General features: G+C 64.5%; 25 protein-coding genes. 12 read left to right on the top strand and 13 right to left on the bottom strand.

Translation table 11 applies throughout. From position 1 onward, the window contains the following. The first annotated feature begins 200 nt into the window (after positions 1–200). Entirely contained in the window at positions 201–2,117 is a 1,917-nt protein-coding gene (htpG, locus tag Q0P59_RS13590; protein ID WP_295007135.1) for a molecular chaperone HtpG, read from the top strand. Between the two features lie 6 nt (positions 2,118–2,123). Here the strand turns inward: htpG and Q0P59_RS13585 are convergent, their stop codons facing one another. Then, positions 2,124–2,732 carry a YgjP-like metallopeptidase domain-containing protein gene (locus Q0P59_RS13585; protein ID WP_295007133.1) on the bottom strand — a complete coding sequence of 203 codons (609 nt, stop codon included), beginning with the start codon at positions 2,730–2,732 and terminating at the stop codon, positions 2,124–2,126. Between the two features lie 109 nt (positions 2,733–2,841). On the opposite strand from Q0P59_RS13585, the gene Q0P59_RS13580 reads away from it, so the two are divergent. The 3 genes from Q0P59_RS13580 to Q0P59_RS13570 all read left to right on the top strand — a co-directional run bounded on the left by Q0P59_RS13580 (position 2,842) and on the right by Q0P59_RS13570 (position 6,092). After that, complete coding sequence (locus tag Q0P59_RS13580; RefSeq protein WP_295007131.1) at positions 2,842–4,011, top strand: MFS transporter; 1,170 nt, start codon at positions 2,842–2,844, stop codon at positions 4,009–4,011. Then, positions 4,008–4,220: a DUF3820 family protein gene (locus Q0P59_RS13575; protein WP_295007129.1), complete on the top strand. Its 213-nt coding sequence runs from the start codon at positions 4,008–4,010 to the stop codon at positions 4,218–4,220. The genes Q0P59_RS13580 and Q0P59_RS13575 overlap by 4 nt, the downstream gene beginning before the upstream one ends. Before the next feature lie 87 nt (positions 4,221–4,307). Further along, positions 4,308–6,092, top strand: a complete 1,785-nt coding sequence (locus Q0P59_RS13570) for a type II/IV secretion system protein (protein WP_295007127.1) — start codon at positions 4,308–4,310, stop codon at positions 6,090–6,092. A gap of 37 nt (positions 6,093–6,129) precedes the next feature. Here the strand turns inward: Q0P59_RS13570 and Q0P59_RS13565 are convergent, their stop codons facing one another. From Q0P59_RS13565 to nth, 3 genes are read right to left on the bottom strand one after another with little or no spacing between them, the layout of a single operon-like run. Beyond that, entirely contained in the window at positions 6,130–6,570 is a 441-nt protein-coding gene (locus tag Q0P59_RS13565; protein ID WP_295007125.1) for a DUF1841 family protein, read from the bottom strand. Further along, complete coding sequence (locus Q0P59_RS13560; RefSeq protein WP_295007123.1) at positions 6,563–7,579, bottom strand: FIST C-terminal domain-containing protein; 1,017 nt, start codon at positions 7,577–7,579, stop codon at positions 6,563–6,565. Before Q0P59_RS13560 ends, Q0P59_RS13565 begins: the two co-directional genes overlap by 8 nt. Then, positions 7,576–8,208 carry an endonuclease III gene (gene nth / locus Q0P59_RS13555; RefSeq protein ID WP_295007121.1) on the bottom strand — a complete coding sequence of 211 codons (633 nt, stop codon included), beginning with the start codon at positions 8,206–8,208 and terminating at the stop codon, positions 7,576–7,578. The genes Q0P59_RS13560 and nth overlap by 4 nt, the downstream gene beginning before the upstream one ends. A gap of 88 nt (positions 8,209–8,296) precedes the next feature. Between nth and Q0P59_RS13550 the strand changes: the two genes are divergently transcribed. After that, the gene (locus tag Q0P59_RS13550) at positions 8,297–9,706 is read left to right on the top strand and encodes a diguanylate cyclase (RefSeq protein ID WP_295007119.1); all 1,410 of its coding nucleotides are present in this window, start codon (positions 8,297–8,299) and stop codon (positions 9,704–9,706) included. On the opposite strand, the gene Q0P59_RS13545 is transcribed toward Q0P59_RS13550, so the two are convergent. From Q0P59_RS13545 to Q0P59_RS13510, 8 genes are all read right to left on the bottom strand, one after another. Further along, positions 9,695–10,759 carry an RNA methyltransferase gene (locus tag Q0P59_RS13545; RefSeq protein ID WP_295007117.1) on the bottom strand — a complete coding sequence of 355 codons (1,065 nt, stop codon included), beginning with the start codon at positions 10,757–10,759 and terminating at the stop codon, positions 9,695–9,697. The genes Q0P59_RS13550 and Q0P59_RS13545 overlap by 12 nt on opposite strands. Positions 10,760–10,791: 32 nt before the next feature. Next, complete coding sequence (locus tag Q0P59_RS13540; protein ID WP_295007115.1) at positions 10,792–11,481, bottom strand: electron transport complex subunit E; 690 nt, start codon at positions 11,479–11,481, stop codon at positions 10,792–10,794. After that, positions 11,478–12,140, bottom strand: a complete 663-nt coding sequence (rsxG, locus tag Q0P59_RS13535) for an electron transport complex subunit RsxG (protein WP_295007113.1) — start codon at positions 12,138–12,140, stop codon at positions 11,478–11,480. The genes Q0P59_RS13540 and rsxG overlap by 4 nt, the downstream gene beginning before the upstream one ends. Next, complete coding sequence (locus tag Q0P59_RS13530) at positions 12,137–13,168, bottom strand: RnfABCDGE type electron transport complex subunit D (RefSeq protein ID WP_295007111.1); 1,032 nt, start codon at positions 13,166–13,168, stop codon at positions 12,137–12,139. Before Q0P59_RS13530 ends, rsxG begins: the two co-directional genes overlap by 4 nt. Then, on the bottom strand, positions 13,168–14,904 hold the full coding sequence (gene rsxC / locus Q0P59_RS13525; protein WP_295007108.1) for an electron transport complex subunit RsxC: 1,737 nt from the start codon (positions 14,902–14,904) through the stop codon (positions 13,168–13,170). Before rsxC ends, Q0P59_RS13530 begins: the two co-directional genes overlap by 1 nt. Continuing rightward, a complete protein-coding gene (gene rsxB, locus Q0P59_RS13520) occupies positions 14,904–15,458 on the bottom strand; it encodes an electron transport complex subunit RsxB (protein WP_295007137.1) in 555 nt (184 codons plus the stop codon). Before rsxB ends, rsxC begins: the two co-directional genes overlap by 1 nt. A 10-nt stretch (positions 15,459–15,468) precedes the next feature. Next, positions 15,469–16,053, bottom strand: coding sequence for an electron transport complex subunit RsxA (rsxA, locus tag Q0P59_RS13515; protein WP_295007106.1), 585 nt, complete (start codon positions 16,051–16,053; stop codon positions 15,469–15,471). A gap of 72 nt (positions 16,054–16,125) precedes the next feature. After that, positions 16,126–17,157, bottom strand: a complete 1,032-nt coding sequence (locus Q0P59_RS13510) for a quinone-dependent dihydroorotate dehydrogenase (RefSeq protein ID WP_295007104.1) — start codon at positions 17,155–17,157, stop codon at positions 16,126–16,128. A 92-nt stretch (positions 17,158–17,249) separates the two neighbouring features. Between Q0P59_RS13510 and Q0P59_RS13505 the strand changes: the two genes are divergently transcribed. From Q0P59_RS13505 to Q0P59_RS13480, 6 genes are all read left to right on the top strand, one after another. Further along, positions 17,250–17,726 (top strand): ankyrin repeat domain-containing protein, encoded by a 477-nt coding sequence (locus Q0P59_RS13505; RefSeq protein WP_295007102.1) that lies wholly within the window; start codon positions 17,250–17,252, stop codon positions 17,724–17,726. A gap of 95 nt (positions 17,727–17,821) precedes the next feature. Beyond that, the gene (locus tag Q0P59_RS13500; protein WP_295007100.1) at positions 17,822–19,210 is read left to right on the top strand and encodes a TolC family protein; all 1,389 of its coding nucleotides are present in this window, start codon (positions 17,822–17,824) and stop codon (positions 19,208–19,210) included. Beyond that, the gene (locus tag Q0P59_RS13495) at positions 19,207–20,433 is read left to right on the top strand and encodes an efflux RND transporter periplasmic adaptor subunit (RefSeq protein WP_295007098.1); all 1,227 of its coding nucleotides are present in this window, start codon (positions 19,207–19,209) and stop codon (positions 20,431–20,433) included. The genes Q0P59_RS13500 and Q0P59_RS13495 overlap by 4 nt, the downstream gene beginning before the upstream one ends. Further along, the gene (locus tag Q0P59_RS13490; RefSeq protein WP_295007095.1) at positions 20,433–21,134 is read left to right on the top strand and encodes an ABC transporter ATP-binding protein; all 702 of its coding nucleotides are present in this window, start codon (positions 20,433–20,435) and stop codon (positions 21,132–21,134) included. Before Q0P59_RS13495 ends, Q0P59_RS13490 begins: the two co-directional genes overlap by 1 nt. Continuing rightward, on the top strand, positions 21,131–22,351 hold the full coding sequence (locus tag Q0P59_RS13485; protein WP_295007093.1) for an ABC transporter permease: 1,221 nt from the start codon (positions 21,131–21,133) through the stop codon (positions 22,349–22,351). Before Q0P59_RS13490 ends, Q0P59_RS13485 begins: the two co-directional genes overlap by 4 nt. After that, positions 22,348–23,598 carry an FAD-dependent oxidoreductase gene (locus Q0P59_RS13480; protein WP_295007090.1) on the top strand — a complete coding sequence of 417 codons (1,251 nt, stop codon included), beginning with the start codon at positions 22,348–22,350 and terminating at the stop codon, positions 23,596–23,598. Before Q0P59_RS13485 ends, Q0P59_RS13480 begins: the two co-directional genes overlap by 4 nt. 432 nt (positions 23,599–24,030) lie before the next feature. Here the strand turns inward: Q0P59_RS13480 and Q0P59_RS13475 are convergent, their stop codons facing one another. Continuing rightward, positions 24,031–24,687 (bottom strand): hypothetical protein, encoded by a 657-nt coding sequence (locus Q0P59_RS13475; protein ID WP_295007088.1) that lies wholly within the window; start codon positions 24,685–24,687, stop codon positions 24,031–24,033. Positions 24,688–24,838: 151 nt separating this feature from the next. On the opposite strand from Q0P59_RS13475, the gene Q0P59_RS13470 reads away from it, so the two are divergent. After that, on the top strand, positions 24,839–25,939 hold the full coding sequence (locus Q0P59_RS13470) for an ADP-ribosylglycohydrolase family protein (protein WP_295007086.1): 1,101 nt from the start codon (positions 24,839–24,841) through the stop codon (positions 25,937–25,939). Positions 25,940–26,000 lie beyond the last annotated feature (61 nt).

Below are 26,000 nucleotides of genomic sequence, written 5' to 3'. Positions count from 1 at the left end.
TCGCGCCAATGATAGTGAGCTTCCGCTCGCGAAAGTAGGTCAACGCCAGACTCCCCATTAAAAACCCCGTTACTGTCCAGTAACGGGGTTTTTGCTTTTAGGCTACCGGACGAAGAATCGGAAAAATAATGCCTTGAATTCCAGGCGCGTGTCCCCATATCCAAACCTACGTTTTGTTTTGAACAATGGGAGTTTCACGCATGTCCGAGTCCGCAACCGCAAACCGCGAAACGCTCGGCTTCCAGACGGAAGTCAAGCAACTGCTGCACCTGATGATTCATTCCTTGTACAGCAACAAGGAAATCTTCCTGCGCGAGCTGGTGTCGAATGCCTCCGATGCCTGCGACAAGCTGCGCTTCGAGGCGCTGAACAACGCGGCGCTCTATGGCGACGATGCGGAACTGAAGATCCGCGTCGCCTTCGATAAAACGGCCCGCACGGTCACCATCTCCGACAACGGTATCGGCCTGAGCCGCGACGAGGCGGTTGCCCATCTCGGCACCATCGCCAAGTCCGGCACCAAGGAATTCTTCTCCGCGCTGACCGGCGACCAGGCCAAGGATGCGCACTTGATCGGCCAGTTCGGCGTTGGCTTCTACTCGTCGTTCATCGTCGCCGACAAGGTGACGGTGATTTCCCGCCGGGCCGGGGTCGAGTCCAATCAGGCAGTGCGCTGGGAATCGGCCGGCGAGGGTGAATACACCGTCGAGATGGTCGAGAAATCCGGCCGCGGCACCGATGTCATCCTGCATCTGCGCGACGGCGAGGACGATTTCCTGGGCGGCTGGAAGCTGAAGTCCATCATCCGCAAGTATTCCGACCACATCACCCTGCCCATCGTGATGAAGAAGGAGGAGTGGAAGGACGGCGAGCAGATCGAGACCGACGAAGACGAGACGGTCAACCAGGCCAACGCCCTGTGGGTGCGCAGCAAGTCGGATATCACCGACGAGCAATACACCGAGTTCTACAAGCACGTCGCCCATGACTTCGAGGACCCGCTGTGCTGGACGCATGCCCGCGTCGAAGGCAAGCAGGAATACACGCAGCTGCTCTACATTCCGGCCCGCGCGCCGTTCGACATGTGGGACCGCAATGCCCGCCACGGCATCAAGCTCTATGTGCGCCGCGTATTCATCATGGACGATGCCGAGCAGCTGATGCCGCTGTACATGCGCTTCGTGCGCGGCGTGGTCGATTCGGCCGACCTGCCGCTCAACGTGTCGCGCGAGATCCTGCAGCAGAGCAAGGATATCGACAACATCCGCAGCGGCTGCACGCGCAAGGTGCTGTCCATGCTGGAAGGCCTGGCCAACAGCGAGGAGGCGGCCGACAAGGAGAAGTACGCCAAGTTCTGGGAAGCCTTCGGCGCCGTGCTCAAGGAAGGCGTTGGCGAGGACCACGCGAACAAGGACAAGATTGCCGGCCTGATCCGCTTCGCGTCGACTCAGGGCGATGGCGACAAGCAGGTGGTTTCGCTGGCCGACTACATCGCCCGCATGAAGGAAGGCCAGGAAAAGATTTACTACGTTACGGCCGACAGCTTCAATGCCGCCCGCAACAGCCCGCATCTGGAAATCTTCAAGAAGAAGGGCATCGAGGTCCTGCTGCTGTCCGACCGCGTGGACGAGTGGGTGGTCGGCCACCTGACCGAGTTCGAAGGCAAGCAGCTGCAATCCGTCGCCAAGGGCGGCCTCGATCTCGGCAAGCTGGAAGACGAAGCCGAGAAGCAGGAAGCCGAGAAGGCGGCCGACGAGTACAAGGATTTGCTGGAGAAGGTTAAGGCCGCGCTCGGCGACAAGGTCAAGGACGTGCGCGTCACCTATCGCTTGACCGACTCGCCGTCCTGCCTGGTTTCCGACGAGCACGACCCATCCGGCAACCTGGCCCGCCTGTTGAAGGCGGCCGGCCAGAAGGCGCCGGACGTCAAGCCTATCCTGGAAATCAATCCGCAGCACCCGGCCGTGATGCGCCTGAAGTACGAAGAGACCCGTTTCGACGACTGGGCGGCCTTGCTGTTCGAGCAGGCCACCCTGGCCGAGGGCGGGCAGCTCGATGATCCGGCTGGGTTCGTCAAGCGCATCAACGACCTGATGATGGCCTTGTCGGCGAAGTGATTCGCCTTAGCCGCTAAGCGGCTTGCATCGCCCAAGGGCCGCCTGTTCGGGCGGCCCTTTTGCATTGCCGGGGCCATCCTGTCCGCTGGCTGGCGAGATCGCCCAGAGCGCTTCGCCACCGGCGTCCAGGTAGCTCAGATAAGCGCGCAGATCGAATTCCAGCTGGAAATAATCGGGCCCCATGTGCCGGCAGAGCTGGTAGAAGCTCTTGTTGTGCTCCGACTCCTTCAGATGGGCCAGTTCATGCACGACGATCATGCGCAGGAAGTCGCCCGGCATGTCGCGAAACAGCCCGGCAATACGGATTTCCCGTTTGGCCTTGATCCTGCCGCCCTGTACCCGGCCAATCGCGGTGTGGGTGCCAAGCGCTTTTTGCAGGGTTTGCAACTTGCTGTCGTAGGCCACCTTGCTGAGGGCGGCGGTATTTTTCAGATGACGATTGCGAATGTCCTGGACGTACTCGTAAAGCGCCCGGTCGGTGCGTATGTCGTGGGCTTGCGGATATTTCCCGAGCAGGGCACCGGCCAGCTTTCCTTGCGCAATGGCGTGGCGTACCGAGTCGACCAGGTGGGCTGGATAGCCGGCGAGATAGTTGGGTGGCGGGTTGGGGCGCATGCGGCAGCGAGGTGGGCGAATTCCGGAATTTTACCGAAGTGGCGCGCCGTCCGAGGCATGGAGGGACTTAGAAGGTATGCTTGCGGCTGTTCCATTGCGCCCCTCCATCATGCCGAATCCCGTTCCCGTCATTGTCATCGCCCAGTTGTTCGGTACCTCGCTGTGGTTTTCGGCAAACAGCGCGGCCGACGATCTGATCCGCGCCTGGGGCATCGTGCCGGCCGATATCGGCACCCTGACCAATGCCGTTCAGCTCGGCTTCATCCTCGGCACGCTGACCTTTTCCATTTCCGGCCTGGCCGACCGCTTTCCGGCCAGCCGGATTTTCGCGGTTTGCGCCGTGCTCGGGGCCGCCTGCAACGCCGCATTCGCCGGCTTGGCCGACGGCATGGCCTGGGCGGTGCCCTTGCGCTTCGCCGTCGGCTTTTGCCTGGCGGGCGTCTATCCGCTCGGCATGAAGCTGGTCGTCAGCTGGGTGCCGGAGCGGGCAGGGGCGGCACTGGCGCAACTGGTCGGCATGCTGACGCTGGGCACGGCCTTGCCGCACGGGATTCGCCTGGCGGGGGCCGGGGGGGCGTGGCAGGCCACCATCCTTGTGTCATCGGTGCTGGCCTTGCTGGCCGCGGCCCTGATTTTCCGCCTTGGCGACGGGCCGCACCTGAAGCGCCGGCACGGCGCGCCGCCACTGCGTCTCGGCCGGGTCTTCCAGGCTTATACCGAGCGCCAGTTTCGCGCTTCGGCCCTGGGGTATTTCGGGCACATGTGGGAACTCTATGCCTTCTGGGCGCTGACGCCGGCGCTGATCGTCATCGGCGGACTGGCGAATCCGGGCACTACCCAGGTCTCCGGACTGGCGTTCGCCGTCATCGGCATCGGTGCGCTGGGTTGCCTGTTCGGTGGCTGGTGGAGCCAGCGCATCGGCAGCGCCCGGGTGGCAGCCACGGCCCTGGCGCTGTCGGCGGCTTGCTGCGCGCTGTTTCCATTGGCCGGCGACTGGGCCCCCTGGGCCAAGCTCTTGCTGCTGCTCCTGTGGGGTGCGACGGTGGTGGCCGATTCGCCACATTTTTCCGCGCTTTCCGCCAAGGCCTGCGCGCCGGAGATTGTCGGCAGTGCCTTGGCCTTTCAGAATTCGATCGGTTTTGCCATCACCATGGTCTCGATCCAGCTGGGGACGGCGTGGATAGCCAGCTGGGGGAGCGGCATCGCCTGGCTGTTGCTGCCCGGCCCGCTGTTGGGCCTGCTCGGGCTTTATCCCCTGTGGCGGGCCGCCAGCCGATGAATCCGGAGGATCTGCTCCGGCTGGTCACCTGGACGATGCCTTTCGGTAAGTACAAGGGCAGGTTGCTGGCCGACTTGCCGGGGAACTACCTGAACTGGTTTGCCCGCGAAGGTTTTCCACCGGGGGAAATCGGCCGTTTGCTGGCCTTGATGCAGGAAATCGACCACAACGGCCTGTCGGGACTGCTGAAGCCCTTGCGCCAGCGTTAGGCGGACAGCGCCCGGCCGCCTGTAAAGGCATGCAAACCGACCCCGATCGCGTCAAAACCTGACGACCCGCATGCTATATTGCCGCGCATGAATGACAGGAACGTAGGCGAACATCGCCTGACTCTCGCCGAGGTTGTCGACTGGATGGTCGAGGATGGCCTCGTCGATCGCGAGGCGGCCGACGCCCTGAAGAGCGAGCGCCGTCTGCATGGCGGCAAGCTCCATCCGCTGATCGTCATCGCCGACCAGAAATGGCGCAGCGCCAAGCCGCCAACCCACTTGCTCAACCTCGAAAACCTGACCGAGTGGCTGGCCGGGCGGACGGGGCTCGACTACCTGCACATCGACCCGCTGAAGATCGATTTCACCGGCGTCGCCGAGGTGATGTCGAGCGCCTATGCGGCCCGTTTCGGCATCCTGCCGGTGCAGGTGACGACGCGCGAGGTGGTGATCGCCACGGCCGAGCCCTTCGTTCGCGAGTGGGTCGCCGAGCTGCAGCACATCCTGCGCAAGGACATCCGCCGGGTGATGGCCAATCCGGACGACATCGGGCGCTACCTGGTCGAGTTCTTCAACCTGGCCAAATCGGTCAAGAAGGCGGCGGCGCGCGGCGAGGTGACGAGCGGCCTGTCGAGTTTCGAGCAACTGGTCGAACTGGGCAAGGGCAACCGGACCTTTGATGCCAACGACCAGCACATCGTCCATATCGTCGACTGGCTGTGGCAGTACGCCTTCGACCAGCGCGCCTCGGACATCCACGTCGAGCCGCGGCGCGACCTGGGCATCGTCCGTTTCCGCATCGACGGCGTGCTGCATCAGGTGTACCAGATTCCGATGGCGGTGATGAACGCCATGACCAGCCGCATCAAGCTGCTCGGCCGCATGGACGTGATCGAGAAGCGCCGCCCGCAGGATGGCCGGATCAAGACGCGGACGCCGGCCGGGCAGGAGGTCGAGCTGCGCCTGTCGACCCTGCCGACGGCCTTCGGCGAAAAGCTGGTCATGCGCATCTTCGACCCGGAGGTGCTGGTGCGGGATTTCCGTTCGCTCGGTTTTTCCGATGACGACCAGTTGCGCTGGAAGCAGATGACGGCTTCGCCAAACGGCATCATCCTGGTCACCGGGCCGACCGGTTCGGGCAAGACGACGACCCTGTACACCACGCTGAAGCAACTGGCGACGCCGGAAGTGAATGTATGCACCATCGAGGACCCGATCGAAATGGTCGAGTCGTCGTTCAACCAGATGCAGGTCCAGCACAGCATCGACCTCGGTTTCGCCGACGGCGTGCGGGCCTTGATGCGCCAGGACCCGGATATCGTGATGATCGGCGAAATCCGCGACCTGGAGACGGCCGAGATGGCCATCCAGGCGGCCTTGACCGGGCACCTGGTGCTGTCGACCCTGCACACCAACGATGCGCCGTCGGCGATCACCCGCATGCTCGACCTCGGCGTGCCGGCCTACCTGATCAATTCGACCCTGCTCGGCGTCATGGCCCAGCGCCTGGTGCGCACCTTGTGTCCGCATTGCAAGAAGGCGGCGCCGATTACCGAGGATCAGCGGGCCGCCTGGCGCGCGCTGGTGGCGCCGTGGAAATCGGCCGAGCCGGCGCAGCTGTGGCAGCCGGTCGGCTGTCTCGAATGCCGGATGACCGGTTATACCGGGCGGGTGGGCATTTACGAGGTGCTGCTCAATTCGCCGGAAATCCGCAGGCAGATCAAGCCGATCACCGACATACCCAAGCTGCGCGAGCAGGCTTTCCGCGAAGGAATGCGGCCGCTGCGCATTTCCGGCGCCTTGAAGGTGGCGCAGGGGCAGACCTCCCTCGAGGAAGTCATCAAGGTGGCGCCCCCTTCGGACGAAGGCTAAGGGCAGTTGCTAGTCGGTAGTTGCCAGCAACCGATGACTAGCGACTACCGACCAGCATGGCTTTGCGCCGCACGGCGTCCACGTAGGCCATGGCATCCATCGCCTGGCCGTTGCGCTGGGCCTGCCAGATCGTTTCGCCCAGGCATTCGAGCAGCACGTGCTCGGCATCGTGCGCGTCCATGCGCGCCCGCAATTGCTCGAACGCCAGGCGGATGCCCGGCGGCTGGTCGATGCTCACCTGCTCGTGGATCGCCAGGTGCAGCGAAAGATGCAGGAAGGGATTCATCGCCCCGCCCTCCGGTACCCATTCCTGGTTGACCGCCGCATCCGCATTTTCCAGCAGCGCATGATATTCCGGGTGCCGGGCGGCAATGTCGGCAGCCGTGACTTCGGCACCCACCAGGGGCAAACGGTCGAGGTGTTTTTTCCAGGCATCGCAGAAGAAGCGGCGCACCTGTTCGCGGGAGGGATTAAACATGGGAGCTTTCGTAAAGCAGGGTCAGGACGGCATTGTGATACAACTGGTTGCTGCCGGCCCGATGAATGATCTGGCCGGTGCCATAGGCGCCGAGCAGCGGCGTGTCCGGGAAATGTTCGCGGAAGGCCTGCAGGTCGCGGTCGTCGTTGCCGTAGAAGAGCGGCCCGCGTCCGATGCACGAGAACATCAGCGCAAACGCGGGGGGAGCGTGGCGTTCGCGGTGGCTGGCGAAGGCGGTGCGAATCTGCTGTTCGGCGGCAAGCGGCTGGCGTATCGCCCAGAGCATGGATTCGCCCGGCTTGAGGACATCGGAGAGCATCAGCGAGCCATCGGCATTGGCGCTCAGGATCGCCATTCCGGGTTCGTCGGCATGGCGCAGCACGGCAATCTGGTGCCAGGGCGGGTGTTCGCGCAAGTCGGGGGGCAGGACGCGGCACAGGCTGTCGATGGCACGATGGCCGCCTACCCGTTGCAGCTCGTAGCCCCGGCATTGGTCGACGAGGTGAAGTTCGCCGAGGATGCGCATTCCGGTCGATGCAATCTGGCTGGCGCGCATGCCCGGCAGGCGAAGTTCGGCGCTGTCGTGCTCGGCCAGCCGGCCATGCGACCAGGTCGCGCCATCGGAGTCGAGCAAGCCGGCGCGCGGCGTATCGGCCTGCCAGCCGAAGGGCAAAAGACCGTGGGACGAGAACGAGAGCAGCAGTTCATCGGGCGGCGCGGCAAAATCCGGTGCCGAGATAATCATCGCCGCGGCAGCCGATTGATCCAGCTGCCAGCCGCGTTCGGTGAGCAGGCCGCTGGCCGTGGTGCCGCAGACCGACAGGCAGCCGGCCGCCCGGGCCGCGGCGAGCACGGCGGGCTGGGGATTGCGGGCATAGTCGCGGCTCAGGAAGAGGAGCACGTTGTCGGCGCGGTCCACCCCGGCGCGGGCCAGGGCATGGCTCACCGCTTCGTGGGCAAGCTCGGCCGTTGGCCTGCTGCCGGTGACCAGGCTGCTGGCCGCCTTCATGCGGTTTTGCCCCGGAAGGCGCACAGGTCGATAACGACGCAGCGCGCGCATTCCGGTTTTCGTGCTTTGCAGACATAGCGGCCGTGCAGGATCAGCCAGTGGTGGGCGTCTTTCTTGAATTCGTCCGGCGTCACGCGCAGCAGCTTCTGCTCGACCTCGACCACCGTCTTGCCGGGGGCCAGCCCGGTCCGGTTGCCGAGACGGAAGATGTGCGTGTCGACCGCGATCGTCGGTTGCCCGAAGGCCGTGTTGAGCACGACGTTGGCGGTCTTGCGGCCGACGCCGGGCAAGGCCTCGAGCGCTTCCCGGTTAGCCGGGATGTCGCCGCCATGCAGTTCGACCAGCATCCGGCAGGTGGCGATGACGTTCTTCGCCTTGGTGCGGAACAGGCCGATGGTCTTGACGTACTCGAGCAGCCGTTCTTCGCCGAGGGCCAGCATGGCCTCCGGCGTCGGCGCGACGGGAAAAAGGCGGGCGGTCGCCTTGTTCACGCCGACGTCCGTTGCCTGGGCGGAGAGAATGACCGCGATGAGCAGCTGAAACGGGGTCGCGTAGTGCAGCTCGGTCGTCGGCGCCGGGTTGGCGTCGCGCAAGCGGGTATAAAACTGCTCGATTTGGGCTTTTTTCACGGGTGGTTAACGCAGATCATTGTTATTTGGCGCCGCCTGCGCGATATTTGCATGAACCATTCTAACCGACAGAGAGGGCTGTTTCCTCATGCAGCATGCGAGTCCCAGCAACGGCATCGCCCTGACCCAACTGGTCGAGGGCAATCCGGTGGCGACCATCGTGATCGACGCCGATCACCGGGTCACGCACTGGAACCGCGCCTGTGCCGTGCTGACCGGCGTACCGGCGGAGGACATGATCGGCCGTTCGGAGCAATGGCGTGCTTTTTACGACTCGGCACGCCCGATCATGGCCGATCTCGTGGTCGACGGCGTGCTCGAGGACGATGTCGACCGCTACTACCATGGAAAATTCTCGAAATCGGCGCTGATCGCCGACGCCTACGAAGCCGAGGATTTCTTCCCGGCCTTCGGCGACGGTGGCCGCTGGTTGTTCTTCACTGCCGCGGCCTTGCGCGATGCCGACGGGCGGATCGTCGGCGCCATCGAGACCCTGCAGGACGTCACCGAGCGTCGGCGGGCCGAGGCGGCCCTGCGCGACAAGGAAGCCTATCTGGCCCAGGTGATTGACGGCTCCTCCGTGCCAACCGCGGTGATCGATGCGCGCCATGTGGTGACGCACTGGAACCGCGCCTGCGAGGCCTTGAGCGGGGTTCCGGCCAGCGAAATGATCGGTACCAGCGATCACTGGAAAAGCTTCTATCCCGTGCAGCGCCCGATCCTGGCCGACCTGATCATCGATGGCGTCGGCGAGCGCGAGGTCGATCGCCTGTATCACGGTCGTTTCCGGAGCTCGTCCCTGATCAACGGCGGCTACGAAGCCGAGGATTTCTTTCCGAATCTCGGCCCCGCCGGCAGCTGGCTGTTCTTCACGGCCGCGCCGCTGAGGAATGCGGACGGCAAGGTGATCGGGGCGATCGAGACGCTGCAGGATGTGAGCGAGCGGCGGCGGGCCGAGGAGGCCTTGCGCGACAGCGAGGAGCGCTACCGTTCCTTGAGCCAGACCGATCCGCTGACCGGGCTTTTCAATTCGCGCCACATGCGCGAGGTGCTGCCGGTCGAAATCGATCGTGCGACCCGCTACGGCCGGCCGCTGGCCCTGCTGGCGCTGGATTGCGACAACTTCAAGGCAGTCAACGACAACCACGGCCATCTCGGCGGCGATCGGGTATTGCAAAGCCTGGCCAACGCCATTCATCAATGCCTGCGCCGCTCCGATTCGGCTTTCCGTTACGGCGGGGAGGAGTTCGTGGTGCTGCTGCCGGAAACCGACGGGCCGGCCGCCCTGCTCATCGCCGAACGCCTGCGCAGCGCATTTGCCCAGGTCAGGACGCCTTCGCCTGTGGGCGGGGCGATTGCCTGCACGGTGAGCATCGGCGTCGCGCTCTGCCACGCCGACGACAACGAAATGAGCTTGATGCGCCGCGCCGACGAGGCCTGCTACCGGGCCAAGCGGGCCGGCAAGAACCGGGTCGTTCCGGAAGACTCAGTCAGCTGACTCGGTTTTCGCCGTAGTTTGTCGGTGTATCCGAACCCGCTGGGGCTTCTTGGTTTCCAGGTTGCGCGCGCGCAGCTGCCCGCAACCGCCATCGACATCCTGCCCGGCCGAGTTGCGTACGGTAGTCCGGATGCCGCGCGCGTGCAGGTAGCGCGTCAGCGCGGTCACCCGCTCGACCGGCGGACGCCGATAGTCGAGGGCGGCGGTCGTGTTGTAGGGAATCAGGTTCATCAGCGCATATTTTCCGGCCAGCAGCCGGACGATGCCGTCCATTTCGGCTTCGCTGTCGTTGATCCCCTCGATCAGGGTCCATTGGTACTGGATCGGATAGCCCGTCTGGCGGGCATAGGCTTCGGCCAGTTCGACCAGTTCGTCGGGGGCTATCGGCGCCGCCTTGGGCAGCAGGGTCCGGCGCAATTCGGGGCGCGTCGTATGCAGCGAAATGGCCAGCGCGGGGCGGACGCGTTCGGCGGGCAGCCGTTCGAAGACGCGGTAGTCGCCGACGGTTGAGAAGACCAGGTTCTTGTGGCCGATGGCGCCGTAGGTGCCCAGGGCGTCGATGGCTTCGAGGACGTTGTCGATGTTGTGCGAGGGCTCGCCCATGCCCATGAAGACGACGCGGCTCACTTTGCGCTGGCGGCGGGCGAGGACCACCTGGGCGACCATTTCGCCGCTATCGACCTGGCGCAGCAGGCCGTCGCGGCCGGTCATGCAGAAGGTGCAGCCGACCGCGCAGCCGACCTGGGTCGAGATGCACAGGCCGTCGCGGGGCAGCAGGACGCTCTCCACCAGCTGGCCGTCGGCGAGTTCGACGAGCAGGCGCGCACCGTCTTCGCCGGCATGTTCGGAGCGGATGCGGGCCAGGCCGTCCAGTTCTGCCGAGAGCCCGGGCAGGGCGTTGCGCAGCCCGAGGGGGAGAAAATCGGCGGCCGGCTGGTGGCGCGGCCCGCTGTCGAGCGGCCGGCCCTGCGTCCAGGCGCGCAGCACGCGTTCCGCGTGGCAGTCCTTGGCGCCGGTGGCGTGGAGGACTTGGCGGATGGCTTCGATGCGCATGGGAAAAATTCAGGCCCCGCAGGGCCTGGCAATCAGTGGCAGCCGGCGTTGGCGACCGGCGTCGGCAGCTTCAGCCTGGCGCGCTCGGCGGCCTTGGCGTCCATCCAGTTCTTCCAGGCGATCATGCAGCCGAGCAGGATGAAGGCGCCGGGCGGCAGCAGGGCGAGCAGGAAGCCCGGGTAGCTTTCCGGCAGGACCTGGATCGGATGCAGGTTGGGGAAAACCATGTCGATGCCGCCGAACAGCGTGCCGCTGCCGAGAAACTCGCGCATGGCGCCGAGCAGGGCGAGCGTCCACAGCATGCCGACGCCCATGAATACGCCGTCCAGCGTCGATTGCAGCGGCGGGTTCTTGGCGGCGAAGGCCTCGACGCGGGCGAGGACGATGCAGTTGGTGACGATCAGCGGGATGAAGATGCCGAGGACCAGGTAGAGCTCATGCAGGTTGGCGTTGAACAGCAGGTCGATGACGGTGACCAGCGCGGCGACGATCAGGATGAAGACGGGAATCCGGATTTCGTGCGGAATGAAGTTGCGCAGCGAGGCGACGGCGACGTTGGAGAGCGCCATGACGATGATCGTCGCCAGCGACAGCATGATGCCGTTCACCGCATTGGTGGTCACCGCCAGCAGGGGGCACAGGCCGAGAATCTGCGCGATCGAGGTGTTCTGCTTCCAGATGCCGTTGTCGGCGATGGTCCTGAATTCTTCGCGGGTGATCATTGGGCGCCTCCTTCGGCGAACAGACGGTCACGGTTGGCGTCGACCCAGTGCGCCGCCTTGAGGACGGCCTTGGTCACCGCGCGCGGGGTGACGGTGGCGCCGGCGTAATAGTCGATCTTGCCGCCATCCTTCTTCACCTTCCATTCCTTGTCGGTGACCTGGGCCAGCGACAGGCCGGTAAATTGCGTGATCCACGGACGCGCCTTGTTCTTGTCCTTCTTGACCTCGATGTAGTCGCCCAGGCCTGGCGTCTCCTTGTGCTGCGTGACGCGAACGCCACCTACCTCGCCGTTGGTGCGCACGGCGACGATCAGACGGATCCGGCCGGCGTAGCCATCGGGGGCGACGGATTCGAAAACCAGCGCCACCGGCTGCCCGGCCTTGCGCGCGCGGTAGACGGTGGACGGGTCGGCCAGGCCCAGCTCCGGGGTGGGCTGGAGGGCAACGGTATCGGCCAGCAGGTCGTTGTCGTATTCGGCGCGGGGCAGGACTTCGTCGACCAGCTTCATCTTCTCTTCGGCCGCGGAGGCCTCGATGGCCGGTTTGGTCCACAGGTAGGCGCCGGAGAGCAGGCCGGTGAAGATGATCACGAAAATGAAGAGGATCGCCGCCGTGCGCACCGCCATGCCGGGCGCGGTGAATTCCTTGGCCGCGCTCATGAGCGATCTCCCTTGCCGGCGTCTTTCATGCCGAAAATCGCCGGTTGGGTGAGCAGGTCGATGACCGGCGCACACAGGTTCATCAGCAGCACGGCGAAGGCCACGCCATCGGGGTAGCCGCCGAAGACGCGGATGATGTAGGCGAGCAGGCCGGCGCCGGCGCCGAAGATCAGCTTGCCGCGCGGCGTGGTGCAGCCGGAAACCGGGTCGGTCGCGATGAAGAAGGCGCCGAGCATCGCCCCGCCGGACAACAGGTGGAACAGCGGGCTGGCGAACTGGGCCGGGTTGTACAGCCACAGCGCGCCGGAAATGGCGACCAGGGAAGCGATGAAGGCGAGCGGCACGTGCCAGGTGATGAGCTTGCGCTGCCACATCCACAGCCCGCCGACGAGGTAGCCAAAGGCGACCCACTCCCAGCCGCGGCCGGCGAAATTGCCGTAGATATCCTGATTGGCCAGCAAGGCAGCGACATCCTGGCTGCCTTCGCCCAGCTTGAGCGCCGTCTTCATGGCGTCGAGCGGGGTGGCGCCGGACAGCGCGTCGACGCGCGGCGCCAGGCCGAGGATGACGTTGATCTGGTCGACCAGCGGCAGTTGCAGGCCGACGCTCGGCCACTGCGACATCAGGGCCGGGAAGGAGACGATGCAGATGGCGAAGGCGACCATCGCCGGGTTGAACGGGTTCTGGCCGAGGCCGCCGTAGAGATGCTTGGCGACGACGATGGCGAACACGGTGCCGGCGGCGACCAGCCACCACGGCGCCAGCGGCGGGAAGGTGAGGGCGATCAGCCAGGCGGTGACGATGGCCGAGCCGTCGGACAGGAACATCGCCAGTGGCTTTTTCTGGATGCGCAGCATGGCCGTTTCGGCGACCACGGCGGCGAGCGAGGCGATGACCAGCTGGACCAGGATGGCCGGGCCGACCAGCCAGGCGTAGGCGGCGATGCCGGGGACCAGCGCGATGCAGACTTGCGTCATGACCTGGCTGACGCTGGTGTCCTTGAGCAGGAAGGGAGCGGGGGCGAACATTACTCGGATTTCTCGTTGACCGGCGTTTCCGGCGGGACCAGGCCGGCAGAGGTGCGCCGGGATTCGATTTCCTCGGCGGCGCGTTGCTGTTCCGGCGTCAGGTGGTCGGTGTTTTTCGGCTGGGCCGCTTCCCGCTGGGCCTTGGCGCGTTCCATGGCGGCCTGGATGGTGGCCAGCTTGGCTGCCTTCTCGGCGTCGGCGGCCGATGGCGCCGCCGCGGGGGCCGGGGCGGTTGCTTCGGCGGCGGGGGCGGGCGCGTCGCCGGCTGCCGCTGCGGCGGCCGCCTCGGCAGCCTTCTTCGCGGCCTGCGCGGCAGCGGCCTTGGCCAGCTTCTCGGCCTTCTCGGCCTTCTCGCGTTCCTCGCGGAACTGCTTGAACTCGAAGCGTTCCTTGGCCTGGTCGGCCGCGTTCTTCTCGCGCTCGCGCGCCCAGATCTCGCTCTTCGCGAAGCGGAAATACTGGACCAGCGGAATGCGCGACGGACAGACGAAGGAACAGCAACCGCATTCGATGCAGTCGAAGATGTGGTACTCCTGCGTCTTGCCGAAATTCTTGGCGCGCGAGAACCAGTACATCTCGAACGGCTGCAGTTCGTGCGGGCAGGCCTGGGCGCAGGAGCCGCAGCGGATGCACGGCATTTCCGGCGCCTTGGGCGGGAACAGGCGGTCAGAGTGGGCGATCAGGCAGTTGGTGGCCTTGACCACCGGCACGCCCGGCTCGGGAACCAGGAAGCCCATCATCGGGCCGCCCATGACGATGCCGTCGGTGTCCGGATGCGGCGTTGCCAGCTTGAGCAACTCGTCCATCGGCGTGCCGATCAGGACCTCGTAGTTGCGCGGCTCATGCACGTTGCCGGTGATCGTCACCAGGCGCGAGACGACCGGCTCGCCGTGGGCGATGGCGCGCCACGCGGTGTAGGCGGTGGCGACGTTGAAGCACTGCACGCCGAGATCGGTCGAGCGCTTGCTGGCCGGGACTTCCTTGCCGGTCAGCACGCGGATCAGCTGCTTGGCGCCGCCGGCCGGGTAGAGGGTGGGCACCGCGACAACCTCGAAGTTCTCGCCCACCGCCTTGACCGCGGCACGCATCGCCTCGGCCGCTTCCGGCTTGTTGTCCTCGATGCCGATCAGCACCTTCTTCGGTTGCAGCAGGTCGCGGAAAATGCCGATGCCGCGCACGACTTCCTCGGCGCGTTCGCGCATCAGCAGGTCGTCGCAGGTGATGAAGGGCTCGCACTCGGCGCCGTTGACGACCATTTCCTCCATCGCCACCGTCTTCGAGGCGGTCAGCTTGCCGTGGGTCGGAAAGACGGCGCCGCCGAGGCCGACCACGCCGGCCTGCTGCAGGCGCTCGCGCACCTGCTCGGGCGTCAGCGCCTTGTAGTCGACCGGCTGGCGGGTAATCCACTCGTCCTTGCCGTCCGGCTCAATGACCACGCACAGCGCGTCGAGGCCCGACGGGTGGGGCTGGACATGCATGGCAACCGCGACGACCGTGCCCGAGGTCGGGGCATGGACGGCGGCGGAAATCCAGCCGTCGGCCTCGCCGATCAACTGGCCTTTGAGCACCTTGTCGCCGGCCTGGACGACCGGGCGCGGCGTGCCGCCGATGCTCTGGTGGAGCGGGACGACGAGGCGCGACGGGAGAGGGGCGGCAGCGATCGGCTGGCCGACCGATTGCGTCTTGTTGGTCGGCGGCTTGACGCCGCCCTTGAACTTGAACAGGTTCATCAGCATCAGGCGGCCTCTTCGACCGGAGCGGCCTTGATTTCGACGACCGGGTATTTCCACTTCCAGCTGTCGATGTTTTCGGCAATGACTTCCATGTGGATGCATTCGACCGGGCAGGGCGGCAGGCAGAGTTCGCAGCCGGTGCATTGCTGGCCGATGATGACGTGCATCTGCTTGGCGGCGCCGATGATGGCATCGACCGGGCAGGCCTGGATGCACAGCGTGCAGCCGATGCAGGTGTTCTCGTCGATGATGGCGACCTGCTTCGGCTTTTCCTCGGCGTCGAGCGGCTTGACCTCGCGGCCGAGCAGGTCGGCCAGGCGCTGCACGCCTTCCGTGCCGCCGGGCGGGCATTTGTTGATTTCCTCGCCGTTGGCGATGGCTTCGGCGTAGGGCTTGCAGCCGGGATAGCCGCACTGGCCGCATTGCGTTTGCGGCAGGATGGCCTCGATCTTTTCGATCAGCGGGTCGCCCTCGACCTTGAACTTGATCGAGGCGAAACCGAGCGCGGCGCCGAGCACGACGGCGCCGAGGGCCATGATGGCGATGGCGAGCAGGATGTCCATGGCGTTACTGGTACTTGTCCAGGCCGGCGAAGCCCATGAAGGCCAGGGCCATCAGGCCGGCGGTGACCATCGCGATGGCGACGCCGCGGAAATGGACGGGCACGTCGGCGCCTTCGATGCGCTCGCGGATGCCGGCGAAAAGGATCAGCACCAGCGAGAAGCCGACGGCGCTGCCGGCGCCGAAGAGCAGCGAGTCGACGAAGTTGTAGCCGTTGGCGATGTTGAGCAGCGGCACGCCGAGCACGGCGCAGTTGGTGGTGATCAGCGGCAGGTAGATGCCCAGCGTCTGCTGCAGGGCCGGCGAGGTCTTGGCGATGACCATTTCGGTCAGCTGGACGATGGCGGCGATGGTGACGATGAAGGACAGCGTGCGCAGGTATTCCAGCCCGAACGGCATCAACAGGTAATGGTCGATGATGTAGCTGGCGCCGGTCGCCATGGTCAGCACGAAGGTCGTGGCGGCACCCATGCCGTAGGCGGTTTCCAGTTTCTTGGAAACGCCCATGAAAGGGCAAAGACCGAGAATCTTCACCAGCACGACGTTGTTGACCAACACCGCGCCGACGAGGATGAAGAGATAGTGGCTCATGATTTAGGCTGGCGTGAGGCGCGTATTATCGAATTTTGCTGCGGTGCAAACAAGCACGCGCCCCTTATGGCCTTATACGTTTTTCTTGCGCAGCATGATAGCGAGGGTATCTGCCACCTCGCTGACCAGATCCGGGCCGCGGTAGATAAATCCGCTGTAGAACTGCACCAGCGAGGCGCCGGCCTTGATCTTCTCGGCCGCGTCCTCGCCGCCCATGATGCCGCCGACGCCGATGATCGGCAGTTCGCCGGCCAGGGCGGTGGACAGCTTCTTCAGCACGGCGGTCGATTTGTGGAAGACCGGGGCGCCGGACAGGCCGCCGGTTTCGGCGGCGTTGGGCAGGCCCTCGACGCCTTCGCGCGACAGCGTGGTGTTGGTGGCGATCACGCCGTCGAAACGGTGGCGGCGCAGGGCGTCGGCGATGGCGGTGATCTGTTCGTCGTCGAGATCGGGAGCAATCTTCAGGGCCATCGGCACGTACTTGCCGTGCTTGTCTGCGAGTTGCAGCTGGCGGGCCTTGAGCTGCGACAGCAGGTCGTCGAGCGCCTCGTCCTTCTGCAGTTCGCGCAGGTTCTTGGTGTTCGGCGACGAGATGTTGACCGTCACGTAGCTGGCGTCGTTGTAAACCTTGTCGAGGCAGATCAGGTAGTCGTCTGCCGCCTTCTCGATCGGCGTCGTGGCGTTCTTGCCGATGTTGATGCCGAGGATGCCGCCCTTTTTCGGGAATTCGGCGGCGCGGACGTTTTCCAGCAGCTTGTCGACGCCGGCGTTGTTGAAGCCCATCCGGTTGATGATGCCCTGCGCTTCCGGGATGCGGAACAGGCGCGGCTTCGGGTTGCCGTCCTGCGGGCGCGGGGTGATGGTGCCGATCTCGATGAAGCCGAAGCCGAGCCGGGCCAGGCCGTCGATGTGGTCGCCGTTCTTGTCCAGGCCGGCGGCAAGGCCGACCGGGTTCGGGAACTTGAGGCCCATGACCTCGACCGGGCACGGGGCGACCGGCTTGGCCATCAGGCAGGCGGCGCGATCGACGCCCATCATGCCGATGCCGTGCGCGGTTTCGGCGTCGAGGGAGAAGAAGAATTTACGGATGAGTGGATAGAGCATAACCCGGCATTTTACCGTATCGACTGGACAATTCGGCTGAAAATCACGGTGTTAAACTGCGCGTATCTTAATGTTTCGGAATAATTCTCCCGATGGAACTGCTGAAAGCCATTCGTGCCGGTCGTCTCAACGATGTGAAGGCTGCTCTCGATGCCGGCGCCGCCATCGACGACGAGGGGCAGCCCGGCTTCATGCTGGGCATGGCCTGTTTCCTGGGGCATGCGGACATCGTGCGCGAGCTGGTTTTGCGCGGGGCACAGGTCAATGCCGCCGACAACGCGGCGGTGACGGCGCCGCTGGCGATGGCCGTCCGCGGGAAGCACAAGGAGGTCGTGCGTACCCTGGTCGAGCTCGGGGCGCTGGTTCCGGACGGCATGCCGGTCGGCCTCGGCGAACAGGAGCTGAAAGCCGCGCAGTGGGTCGCTTTCCGGGATGGCCACGCCAGGCTGGACGAGGCCGATGCGGCGATTTCCGGCGAAGTCGAGGAAATCCATTTTGCCCGGCCCAGCCATGTCGATACCCAGGTGCTCGAGGCCGAGGCCTTGCGCGCCGTGCTGGGCAAGGAGTGAGCCGGACGATTGCGGGTCGTGCAGGCGCTCCGGAGGGGCGTCTCATAAACAATCGGTAACAACTTTTTATCGGCGTCGAGGCTAAACTGCCGGCCATGCGAAATTTCGGAACGTTTCTGCTTCTTTCCGTGGCCGCGCTGTCCGCGCAGGCCGGCGGCTTGGACGACCCGTTCGGCACCGCCGGGCAGTTGCCGCTGAAGCCGTCGCCCCGCCTGCTGGCGCGGGTCGGCGAGGCGCCCTGTGCGACAGCGCTGCCGGCAAGCCCGCTGACCGCCATCGACGCGGTGGACCTGATGCTGTGCAACCACCCGCAGACCCGCGAGGTCTGGGCCTCGGCCAGGGCGCAGGCGGCGCTGCTCGGGGTCGCCCGGGCGGGCTGGCTGCCGAGCTTGTCGGGGTCGGCATCGACGACGCGCTTCGAGTACCAGAACACGGCTTATACCCGCGATGCGGCGGCCGTCACGCTGTCGTGGCTGCTCTACGATTTCGGACAGCGCTCGGCCAACGTCGAGAATGCCGGGCAATTGCTGGCCGCGGCGGCGGCGACCCAGGATGCGACGGTGCAGACGCTCTTCCTGAGCGCCCTGCAGACCTACTATGCAGCACAGGCGACGCAGGCCGCCGTGGCATCGGCGGCGCAGGCAGAGCGTTCGGCGCGCGAGAGCTACCAGGCGGCCGAGGCGCGCTACGGCGTCGGCATCGCCACGCCGGCCGACCGCCTGCAGGCGCAGACCGCGCTGTCGCAGGCGACCTTGAACCGCATCAAGGCCGAAGGCGAGGCACGCAATGCCCTGGGCGCGCTGGCCAATGCGCTCGGCTTCGGCGCCCAGCAGCCCATTGCCCTGGCCGACCTGCCGGCCTTGCCGGCCGGCGTGGGTTTCCAGAAGGAAGTCGATGCCCTGATCGCCGAGGCCCAGGCGCGGCGCCCCGACCTCAAGGCGGCCGAGGCGCAGCTCAAGGCGGCGCAGGCCGGCGTCGACCTGGCGCGGGCGCAGGGCCGGCCGACGATCTCCCTCGGCGCCGGTCCGACCTGGCAGGAGTCGGCAGGCGTCACCCAGCAGGGCGGCAGCCTGGGGCTGACCCTCAACGTACCGATCTTTTCCGGCTTCGACACCACCTATCGCGTGCGCTCCGCCGCCGCCCAGGCGGATGTGCGCGAAGCGCAGCGCGACCGCATTCGCAACCAGGTCGCGCTCGACGTGTGGAAGGCCTACCAGAGCCTGACGACGGCGACGCAAAGCCTGCACACGACGGCCGACCTGGTGGCCAGCGCCGAGCAGTCGGAGCGCGTCGCGCTCGGGCGCTACAAGGCCGGCGTCGGCACCATCCTCGACGTGCTGTCGGCGCAGTCGGCCCTGGCCAGCGCCCGGCTGCAACGCATCCAGGCGCAACTCGACTGGAACGTCTATCGCGCCACCCTGGCCCAGTCCGTGGGGGCGCTCGATTACACGCTGCTGCAACCGGCGGCGGAAGGAAGACCATGAAACATCTCGGCAAGATCCTGATCGGCGCGACCGTTGTCGCCGGGCTGGTCGGCGGCGGCATCTGGTACGCCCAGCAGCGGGCGGCGCAGGACCCGGAAAAGCGCTACAAGTTGGCGACCATCGAAAAGGCCGACGTCACCCAGACGGTTTCCGCCAACGGCACGCTCAACCCGGTGGTGCTGATCAGCGTCGGTACGCAGGTGTCCGGCACCGTGCGCAAGCTGTTCGTCGATTTCAACGACAAGGTGAAAAAGGGCCAGGCCCTGCTCGAACTCGACGACGCGTTGGTCGCCGCCAGCGAGCGGCAGAGCGCGGCCAGCGTGGTCAATGCCCAGGCGGCGCTCGACCTGGCGCAGGCCAACGAGGCGCGCCTCAAGCAGCTGTTTGCCCAGGAGTACATTTCGAAGCAGGAATACGACCAGGCGCAGCAGGCGCTCAAGTCGGCGCGCGCCCAGCTGGCGCTGGCCAGGGCGCAGAACGAGCGCGACCGGGCCAACGTCAATTTCACGGTGATCCGCTCGCCGGTCGACGGGGTGGTGATCGACCGCGTGGTCGATATCGGCCAGACCGTCGCCGCCAGCTTCCAGACGCCGACGCTGATCAAGATCGCGCAGGATCTGTCGGAAATGCGCATCGACACCAGCTTTGCCGAGGCCGATATCGGCAACATCCGGGAAGGCCAGAAGGCGCGCTTCACGGTCGATGCCTTTCCCAGCCGCAGCTTTGTCGGCGACGTGCAGCAGATTCGCCTCAACCCGACCAACACGCAGAACGTGGTCACCTACAACGTGCGCATCAACGTCGCCAACCCGGACCAGCAACTGCTGCCGGGCATGACGGCCTACGTCAATATCGGGGTGCAGAAGCGCGAGGGCGCGCTGCTGGTGCCCAATGCGGCGCTGCGCTACAAGCCGGCCGAAGGCGGCGACAAGAAGGGCGATGCCGGGGCCAAGCCGCCGGGCGGCATGGGGCCGGGCGCCGACGGCGGGCCGCCCAAGGCCGGCACGGGTGGCGGCAAGGGCAAGAAACGCGACGGCCAGAGCGGCACCGTTTATGTGCTCGCCGGCGGCGAAATCAAGCCGGTTTCCGTGCAGCTGGGCATTACCGACAATCGCAATACCGAGGTGCTCGGCGGCGAGCTGAAGGAAGGCGACCGCGTCGTCACCGGCGAGAACGGATCGACCGACAAGAAGCCGTCGTCGGTCGGCATGCGGATGTTCTGATGGGCGATTCGGTCATCCGGGTTGCCGGCCTGGGCAAGTCCTACGCCACGGCGGCCGGGCTGTTTCCGGCGCTGAAGGGTGTCGACCTGGACATCCGGGCGGGCGAGTTCATCGCCATCATGGGACCGTCCGGCTCCGGCAAGTCCACCTTCATGAACCTGCTCGGCTGCCTCGATACGCCGACGGTCGGCGACTATTTCCTGGCCGGCGAGAACGTGGCGCACATGGACAAGGATGCGCTGGCGCTGCTGCGCAACCGGATGTTGGGCTTCGTCTTCCAGGGCTTCAACCTGTTGCCGCGCATGAGCCTGCAGGACAACGTGGCTCTGCCGCTGGTCTATGCCGGGCTGGACCGCGAGACGCGGCAGGCCAGGGCCCGCGACTTGCTGGCCAAGGTTGGCCTGGGTAAGTATGCCGAGTCGCTGCCCAACCGCATTTCCGGCGGCCAGCAGCAGCGCGTGGCGATTGCCCGGGCGCTGGTCAACACGCCGCGCCTGATCCTCGCCGACGAGCCGACCGGCAACCTCGACAGCCACACCAGCGAGGAAATCATGCGCCTGTTCGAGGAACTGAACGGCGAGGGCATCACCATCGTGCTGGTCACCCACGAGCCGGATATCGCTGCCCACTGCAAGCGGCAGGTGCGTTTCCTCGACGGGCAGATCGTCAGTGACGTGCTATCCGGAAAGGAAGCATCATGATCCACCCGATGCTCGGCGAAGCCTGGCTGGCGATGGGCGCCAACCGCCTGCGCACGGCGCTGACCATGCTCGGCATGGTGATCGGTGTCGGCGCCGTGGTCATCATGATGGCCATCGGCCAGGGCGCGCAGTACGCGGTGCAGCAGACGATCAGCACGATGGGTTCCAACCTGTTCATCGTCCTTTCCGGCTCCTTCACCGCCGCCGGCGTGCGCAGCGGCTCGGCCGGCGCGCCGACGCTCAACGTCGCCGACGCCCAGGCCGTCGCCGAACTCGAAGGGGTGGTGAACGTGGCACCGACCCACCAGGGAACGCGGCAGCTGGTCTATGGCTCGCAGAACTGGAGTTCGCAGGTGATCGGCACGACGCCGGAGTACCTCGATGCGCGGGCGTGGAATATCGTCAATGGCGCCGGTTTCGGCGATTCCGACGTGCGTTCGGCGACGCGGGTGGCGGTCATCGGCAAGACGGTGGCGGAAAACCTGTTCGGCGAGGACGATCCGGTCGGCAAGACCATGCGCATCCAGCAAAACCCCTTCCTCGTCATCGGCGTGCTCGGCAGCAAGGGGCAGAACCTTGACGGACGCGACCAGGACGATACCGTGATCATTCCGCTGACCACGGCCCAGCGCAAGGTGTTCGGCACGCCCTTCCTGGGCTCGGTGCGCATGATCATGGTGCAGGCCGATTCGTCGGAAAACATGCCGCGCGTGATGGACAGCGTGAGCTCGCTGCTGCGCCAGCGCCACCGCCTGCGCGAAGGCATGCCGGACGATTTCTTCATGCGCAACCTGTCGGCGGCGGCGGAATCGGAAGCGGAAACGACGCGCACCATGTCCATCCTGCTCGGCGCCATCGCGTCCATTTCGCTGCTCGTCGGCGGCATCGGCATCATGAACATCATGCTCGTCTCGGTCACCGAGCGGACGCGCGAGATCGGCATCCGCATGGCCATCGGCGCCCGTCAGCGCGACATCCTCAGCCAGTTCCTGCTCGAGGCGGTGATGATCTCCTTCGCCGGCTGCCTGCTCGGCCTGCTGCTCGGCCTGGGCATCGCGCTGGCCATCAACGCCTTTACCGGCATGGTCATCGTCATTTCCGGCAGCGCAGCCATGATCGCCTTCCTGGTCGCCGCCGGCGTCGGCATCTTCTTCGGCTGGTATCCGGCGCAGAAGGCGGCGCGCCTGGACCCCATCGAAGCCTTGCGTTACCAATGATCGCGCGCCGCCGCTTTCTCATCGCTGCCGGGTTTCTGCCCTTGCTGCAACCGGCTTACGCCGACAACCGGCGGGTATTGATCGTCGGCGGCGGCTGGGGCGGCCTGGCGGCGGCGAGCCAGCTACGGCAACTGGCGCCGGAGCTGGAGGTCACGCTGGTCGACCGCCAGCCGGCCTTCATGTCCTTCGCTCTGAGCAACCGCTGGCTGGTCGAGCCGGGGGCGGCACCGTGGGCGCGCCACGACTACGCCGCCCTGGCGCGGAAGCACGGCTATCGTTTCGTGCAGGCCGAGGTACTCGGCGTCGATATCGCGCAGCGCAACGTGGCGACCATGAATGGCGCGCTGCCTTACGACTGGCTGGTGCTGGCGCCGGGCATCCGCGAGAACTGGTCGGCATGGCAGGTCGACGATCCCGCGGCAGTCGCCGAACTGCGGCGCCGCCATTCCGGCGCCATGCAATCGGCGGCCGATCTGCCCGCCCTCCGGCAGCGCCTGGCCAATTTCAAGGGCGGTGACCTGTTGATGACCATTCCGCCGGCCCCCTATCGCTGCCCGCCGGCCCCCTACGAGCGCGCCCTGTTCCTTGCCTGGTGGCTGAAGACGCAGAAGATTCCCGGCAAGCTGGTCATCGCCGACCCCAACCCGATGATGCCGGCCTTCCGCAACATCCTGCTCGACCGCTACAAGGATCAGGTCACCTACCTCGATCACGCCACGGTGCGTAGCGTCGATCTGGCGCGTAAATCGGTATCCACCGACATCGACGACATCCGCTTCGACGAAGCCCTGCTATGCCCGCCTCAGCAGGCCGCCGACGTCCTCTGGCAGGCCGGCCTGATCCGGCCGGAGGAGGGCGGCAAGCCCAGCGGCTGGGCGGCACAGGGCGCCACCGATTTCCGCAGCGCCGCCGACGGTCGGGTCTTCGTCATCGGCGACGCCGCCGGGCTGGTCTCGCCGCAATTCGGTTACTTCCCGAAAACCGGCCAGGTCGCCAGCCGCATGGGCCAGTCCGTCGCACGCCAGATCGCGGCCCAGGCCACCGGCAAGGCCCAGGCGCCGTTGCTGCCTGAGAGCGTCTGCCATGTGACGAGCAGCGTCGAGCCGCTGGAGAACGTCCGGATCGACACCAGCTATCGCGACCGGGGGGATGGCTTTCTGGTTCAGACGGTCAAGCAGACTCAGAATCCCAATCCGAGCGGTGAGGATGCCGCCTGGGCGGCTGCGATGTATGGGGAATTTCTTTAGACGGACGTTGTTTGTAGCAGGGCGGCTCGAAGGTTTAACTGGGGTAAGGGCTGATCGTCGGCCTGAGCCGACCTTGCGCCAGTGGCCAAAATCAGACTGCAATGCGGGCAATTAAGGGCCACTCGGCCACTGATGGGGTCAATGGCTGCTTTCGGCAAGGGTGAAGGACAGCCAACGACCCATAGAAACATTCACTGCCCAGCACAGCGTGCTCGAGCGAGCGACCTTTGTGATATCAGCGCTTATTCGTACTATGGGTGCCGCGAAGATTTCGAGCCGTAGAATCCGCCCGGACGGTAATATCCCGCATTCATAAAAAACGAAACGGCATGTCAGAAAAACAACGCCGACAGCTGCAAGCTACTGCTAAATCCTATACTAGGGGAAGGCAGACCAGCCAGTTTCACCTTCCCCGGGGCTTTGTTGCACAAATCATCTGAGGCTTGAGTTTCCCCCTACCCCAGACGGATTTGTGGCAACAAATCGGGGAAAATCGACATACCACTCGCAATGATTACCGGTATGGTTCTCCATGCCGGGCCGTGTCAAGCACCCTTTTGGCGCAACATAGCTATCGATTCGTCGAACCGGCTTCTCATGCCACTGAATGTTGAACGCGGCCAGCTTTGGGAAGAAGTAAAGGCTGCTGTAGGGCAAGTGGTCGTGAATCCACCACGCTAGTTGGCGCCAGTCCGCACCCGCTTCATACCTACCCGCGAACCAGGGAACCACAATGCACGCCGTCGCACCCATAAAGCCATCTTGGTCCCTGCGATCCCATATGTGTGCGGCAAAATTACTCTCGTTAGATGCGCAATTCAGTCTGTTCTTGTTTCCGTAGTCGTTGATAGTCGGCGACCGGTAGGCAGACCGAATGGCAATTCGTCCAAAGGTATCTTGCAGGGGCTCCAGCAACTCCTGGCATAGTTTGCTGCCAGCCTCTATCGCCAAGTCGATATCCTCTGGAATATTCGGCATACCGTAGAAGTTGGAAATCTCGCTATACAGAAAATCCCTGAAGAAAAATGTTTTTGAAAGCCGAACACGCCCCAACTCTTCCAAGGCAGACATTGATTTTGTCGTCTTCATCTCAATCGCAACCTTTCTTAGTGTATATCGCTGACAATTCGTACCTGCGACCATTATGCAGGCCAATAACATGTTGGCGTTGGCGAATTGCCCGGACAACAGCCAAGACTCTATAACTAGAGGGAACGGAGCGATTCAAAATGGAGATTTCATGAACCCCGTAACACCAATTTGTTTGAGTGAAAAATTACGTGGCTGCCTACTTGGTGGCGCGGTAGGTGATGCACTTGGGGCTCCGGTAGAGTTCTTGTCTTTGGCCGAAATTAAAGCAACATTTGGTGCTGAGGGCATTCAAAACTACGCCCCTGCTTTCGGCCGACTGGGTGCCATCACTGACGATACCCAAATGACGCTATTTACTGCCGAAGGCCTCTTGTGCAGCTATGTGCGCGGGGCGTTACGAGGGATCGCGTCACCTGCATCGGTGGTGAGTCATGCCTATTTACGCTGGCTCTGGACACAAGGGATGGAATCGAAGAAGCCGAAGCCAGAGCGTGTCATTGGCTTGTTATGGGGGGTTAAGGAACTCCATAGCCAACGTGCCCCAGGGTTAACGTGTGTATCAGCTCTCAAAGCCATGACTCAATTTACCGATAGTCGAGCCAGCAACGATAGTAAAGGCGCAGGTGGTGTCATGCGGGTGGCACCGGTGGCCATGATGTTCGCAGGAGAACCAGAAAATGCATCTCAGGCTTTTAGTCTAGGAATGCAATCGGCTGCCCTGACACATGGGCATCCAACTGGCTTCCTAGCTGCTGGCGCATTTGCCGTCATTCTTCACGCGATATTTTGCGATGAGAATATCAACGTCGGCATTGACCGTGCGAAGCAGTATCTTGCAAAGCAAGATGCCCACGAAGAAACGCTATCAAGCATTGAAAAAGGAGTGGCATTGGCTGGCACTGATTTAAGGCCAGATGATGCGATTCGAAATATCGGTGAAGGTTGGGTAGCGGAAGAGGCTTTGGGAATTGCTATCTACTGCGCCCTCAAGGCAGTAGATTTTCGTCATGGCGTGCTAATTGCTGTGAATCATGACGGCGATTCAGACACCACAGGGTCAATGGTCGGGCAACTTCTTGGAGCCACGTACGGCATTTCTGGTATCCCTTATGACTGGCTATCCCCATTGGAGCTAAGGGAGATCATTGAACAAGTGGCAGACGACATCACTGATCATTGGAGTTGGAATCTCGACTACATGTCAGAGGCATATGACGAAGCAGTTGTTAAGCGCTATCCTGGTGGCTAATTTTCTGTCAGCTCTGGGCGTGTCCTGAATTTCGTGTAAAGCTGCCGTTGATCATCTCGCA

The sequence above is a fragment of the uncultured Dechloromonas sp. genome (genome assembly GCF_945957265.1).
GTDB lineage: Bacteria > Pseudomonadota > Gammaproteobacteria > Burkholderiales > Rhodocyclaceae > Azonexus.
Note: the sequence above shows the minus strand (reverse complement) of the source record. Positions and strands in the feature narration are given on the sequence as shown.

Coding starts and splice junctions, on each gene's coding strand:
- htpG (WP_295007135.1), top strand. CDS start 201: ATGTCCGAGTCCGCAACCGCAAACCGCGAAACGCTCGGCTTCCAGACG.
- Q0P59_RS13585 (WP_295007133.1), bottom strand. CDS start 2,732: ATGCGCCCCAACCCGCCACCCAACTATCTCGCCGGCTATCCAGCCCAC.
- Q0P59_RS13580 (WP_295007131.1), top strand. CDS start 2,842: ATGCCGAATCCCGTTCCCGTCATTGTCATCGCCCAGTTGTTCGGTACC.
- Q0P59_RS13575 (WP_295007129.1), top strand. CDS start 4,008: ATGAATCCGGAGGATCTGCTCCGGCTGGTCACCTGGACGATGCCTTTC.
- Q0P59_RS13570 (WP_295007127.1), top strand. CDS start 4,308: ATGAATGACAGGAACGTAGGCGAACATCGCCTGACTCTCGCCGAGGTT.
- Q0P59_RS13565 (WP_295007125.1), bottom strand. CDS start 6,570: ATGTTTAATCCCTCCCGCGAACAGGTGCGCCGCTTCTTCTGCGATGCC.
- Q0P59_RS13560 (WP_295007123.1), bottom strand. CDS start 7,579: ATGAAGGCGGCCAGCAGCCTGGTCACCGGCAGCAGGCCAACGGCCGAG.
- Q0P59_RS13550 (WP_295007119.1), top strand. CDS start 8,297: ATGCAGCATGCGAGTCCCAGCAACGGCATCGCCCTGACCCAACTGGTC.
- Q0P59_RS13545 (WP_295007117.1), bottom strand. CDS start 10,759: ATGCGCATCGAAGCCATCCGCCAAGTCCTCCACGCCACCGGCGCCAAG.
- Q0P59_RS13540 (WP_295007115.1), bottom strand. CDS start 11,481: ATGATCACCCGCGAAGAATTCAGGACCATCGCCGACAACGGCATCTGG.
- rsxG (WP_295007113.1), bottom strand. CDS start 12,140: ATGAGCGCGGCCAAGGAATTCACCGCGCCCGGCATGGCGGTGCGCACG.
- Q0P59_RS13530 (WP_295007111.1), bottom strand. CDS start 13,168: ATGTTCGCCCCCGCTCCCTTCCTGCTCAAGGACACCAGCGTCAGCCAG.
- rsxC (WP_295007108.1), bottom strand. CDS start 14,904: ATGCTGATGAACCTGTTCAAGTTCAAGGGCGGCGTCAAGCCGCCGACC.
- rsxA (WP_295007106.1), bottom strand. CDS start 16,053: ATGAGCCACTATCTCTTCATCCTCGTCGGCGCGGTGTTGGTCAACAAC.
- Q0P59_RS13510 (WP_295007104.1), bottom strand. CDS start 17,157: ATGCTCTATCCACTCATCCGTAAATTCTTCTTCTCCCTCGACGCCGAA.
- Q0P59_RS13505 (WP_295007102.1), top strand. CDS start 17,250: ATGGAACTGCTGAAAGCCATTCGTGCCGGTCGTCTCAACGATGTGAAG.
- Q0P59_RS13500 (WP_295007100.1), top strand. CDS start 17,822: ATGCGAAATTTCGGAACGTTTCTGCTTCTTTCCGTGGCCGCGCTGTCC.
- Q0P59_RS13495 (WP_295007098.1), top strand. CDS start 19,207: ATGAAACATCTCGGCAAGATCCTGATCGGCGCGACCGTTGTCGCCGGG.
- Q0P59_RS13490 (WP_295007095.1), top strand. CDS start 20,433: ATGGGCGATTCGGTCATCCGGGTTGCCGGCCTGGGCAAGTCCTACGCC.
- Q0P59_RS13485 (WP_295007093.1), top strand. CDS start 21,131: ATGATCCACCCGATGCTCGGCGAAGCCTGGCTGGCGATGGGCGCCAAC.
- Q0P59_RS13480 (WP_295007090.1), top strand. CDS start 22,348: ATGATCGCGCGCCGCCGCTTTCTCATCGCTGCCGGGTTTCTGCCCTTG.
- Q0P59_RS13475 (WP_295007088.1), bottom strand. CDS start 24,687: ATGAAGACGACAAAATCAATGTCTGCCTTGGAAGAGTTGGGGCGTGTT.
- Q0P59_RS13470 (WP_295007086.1), top strand. CDS start 24,839: ATGAACCCCGTAACACCAATTTGTTTGAGTGAAAAATTACGTGGCTGC.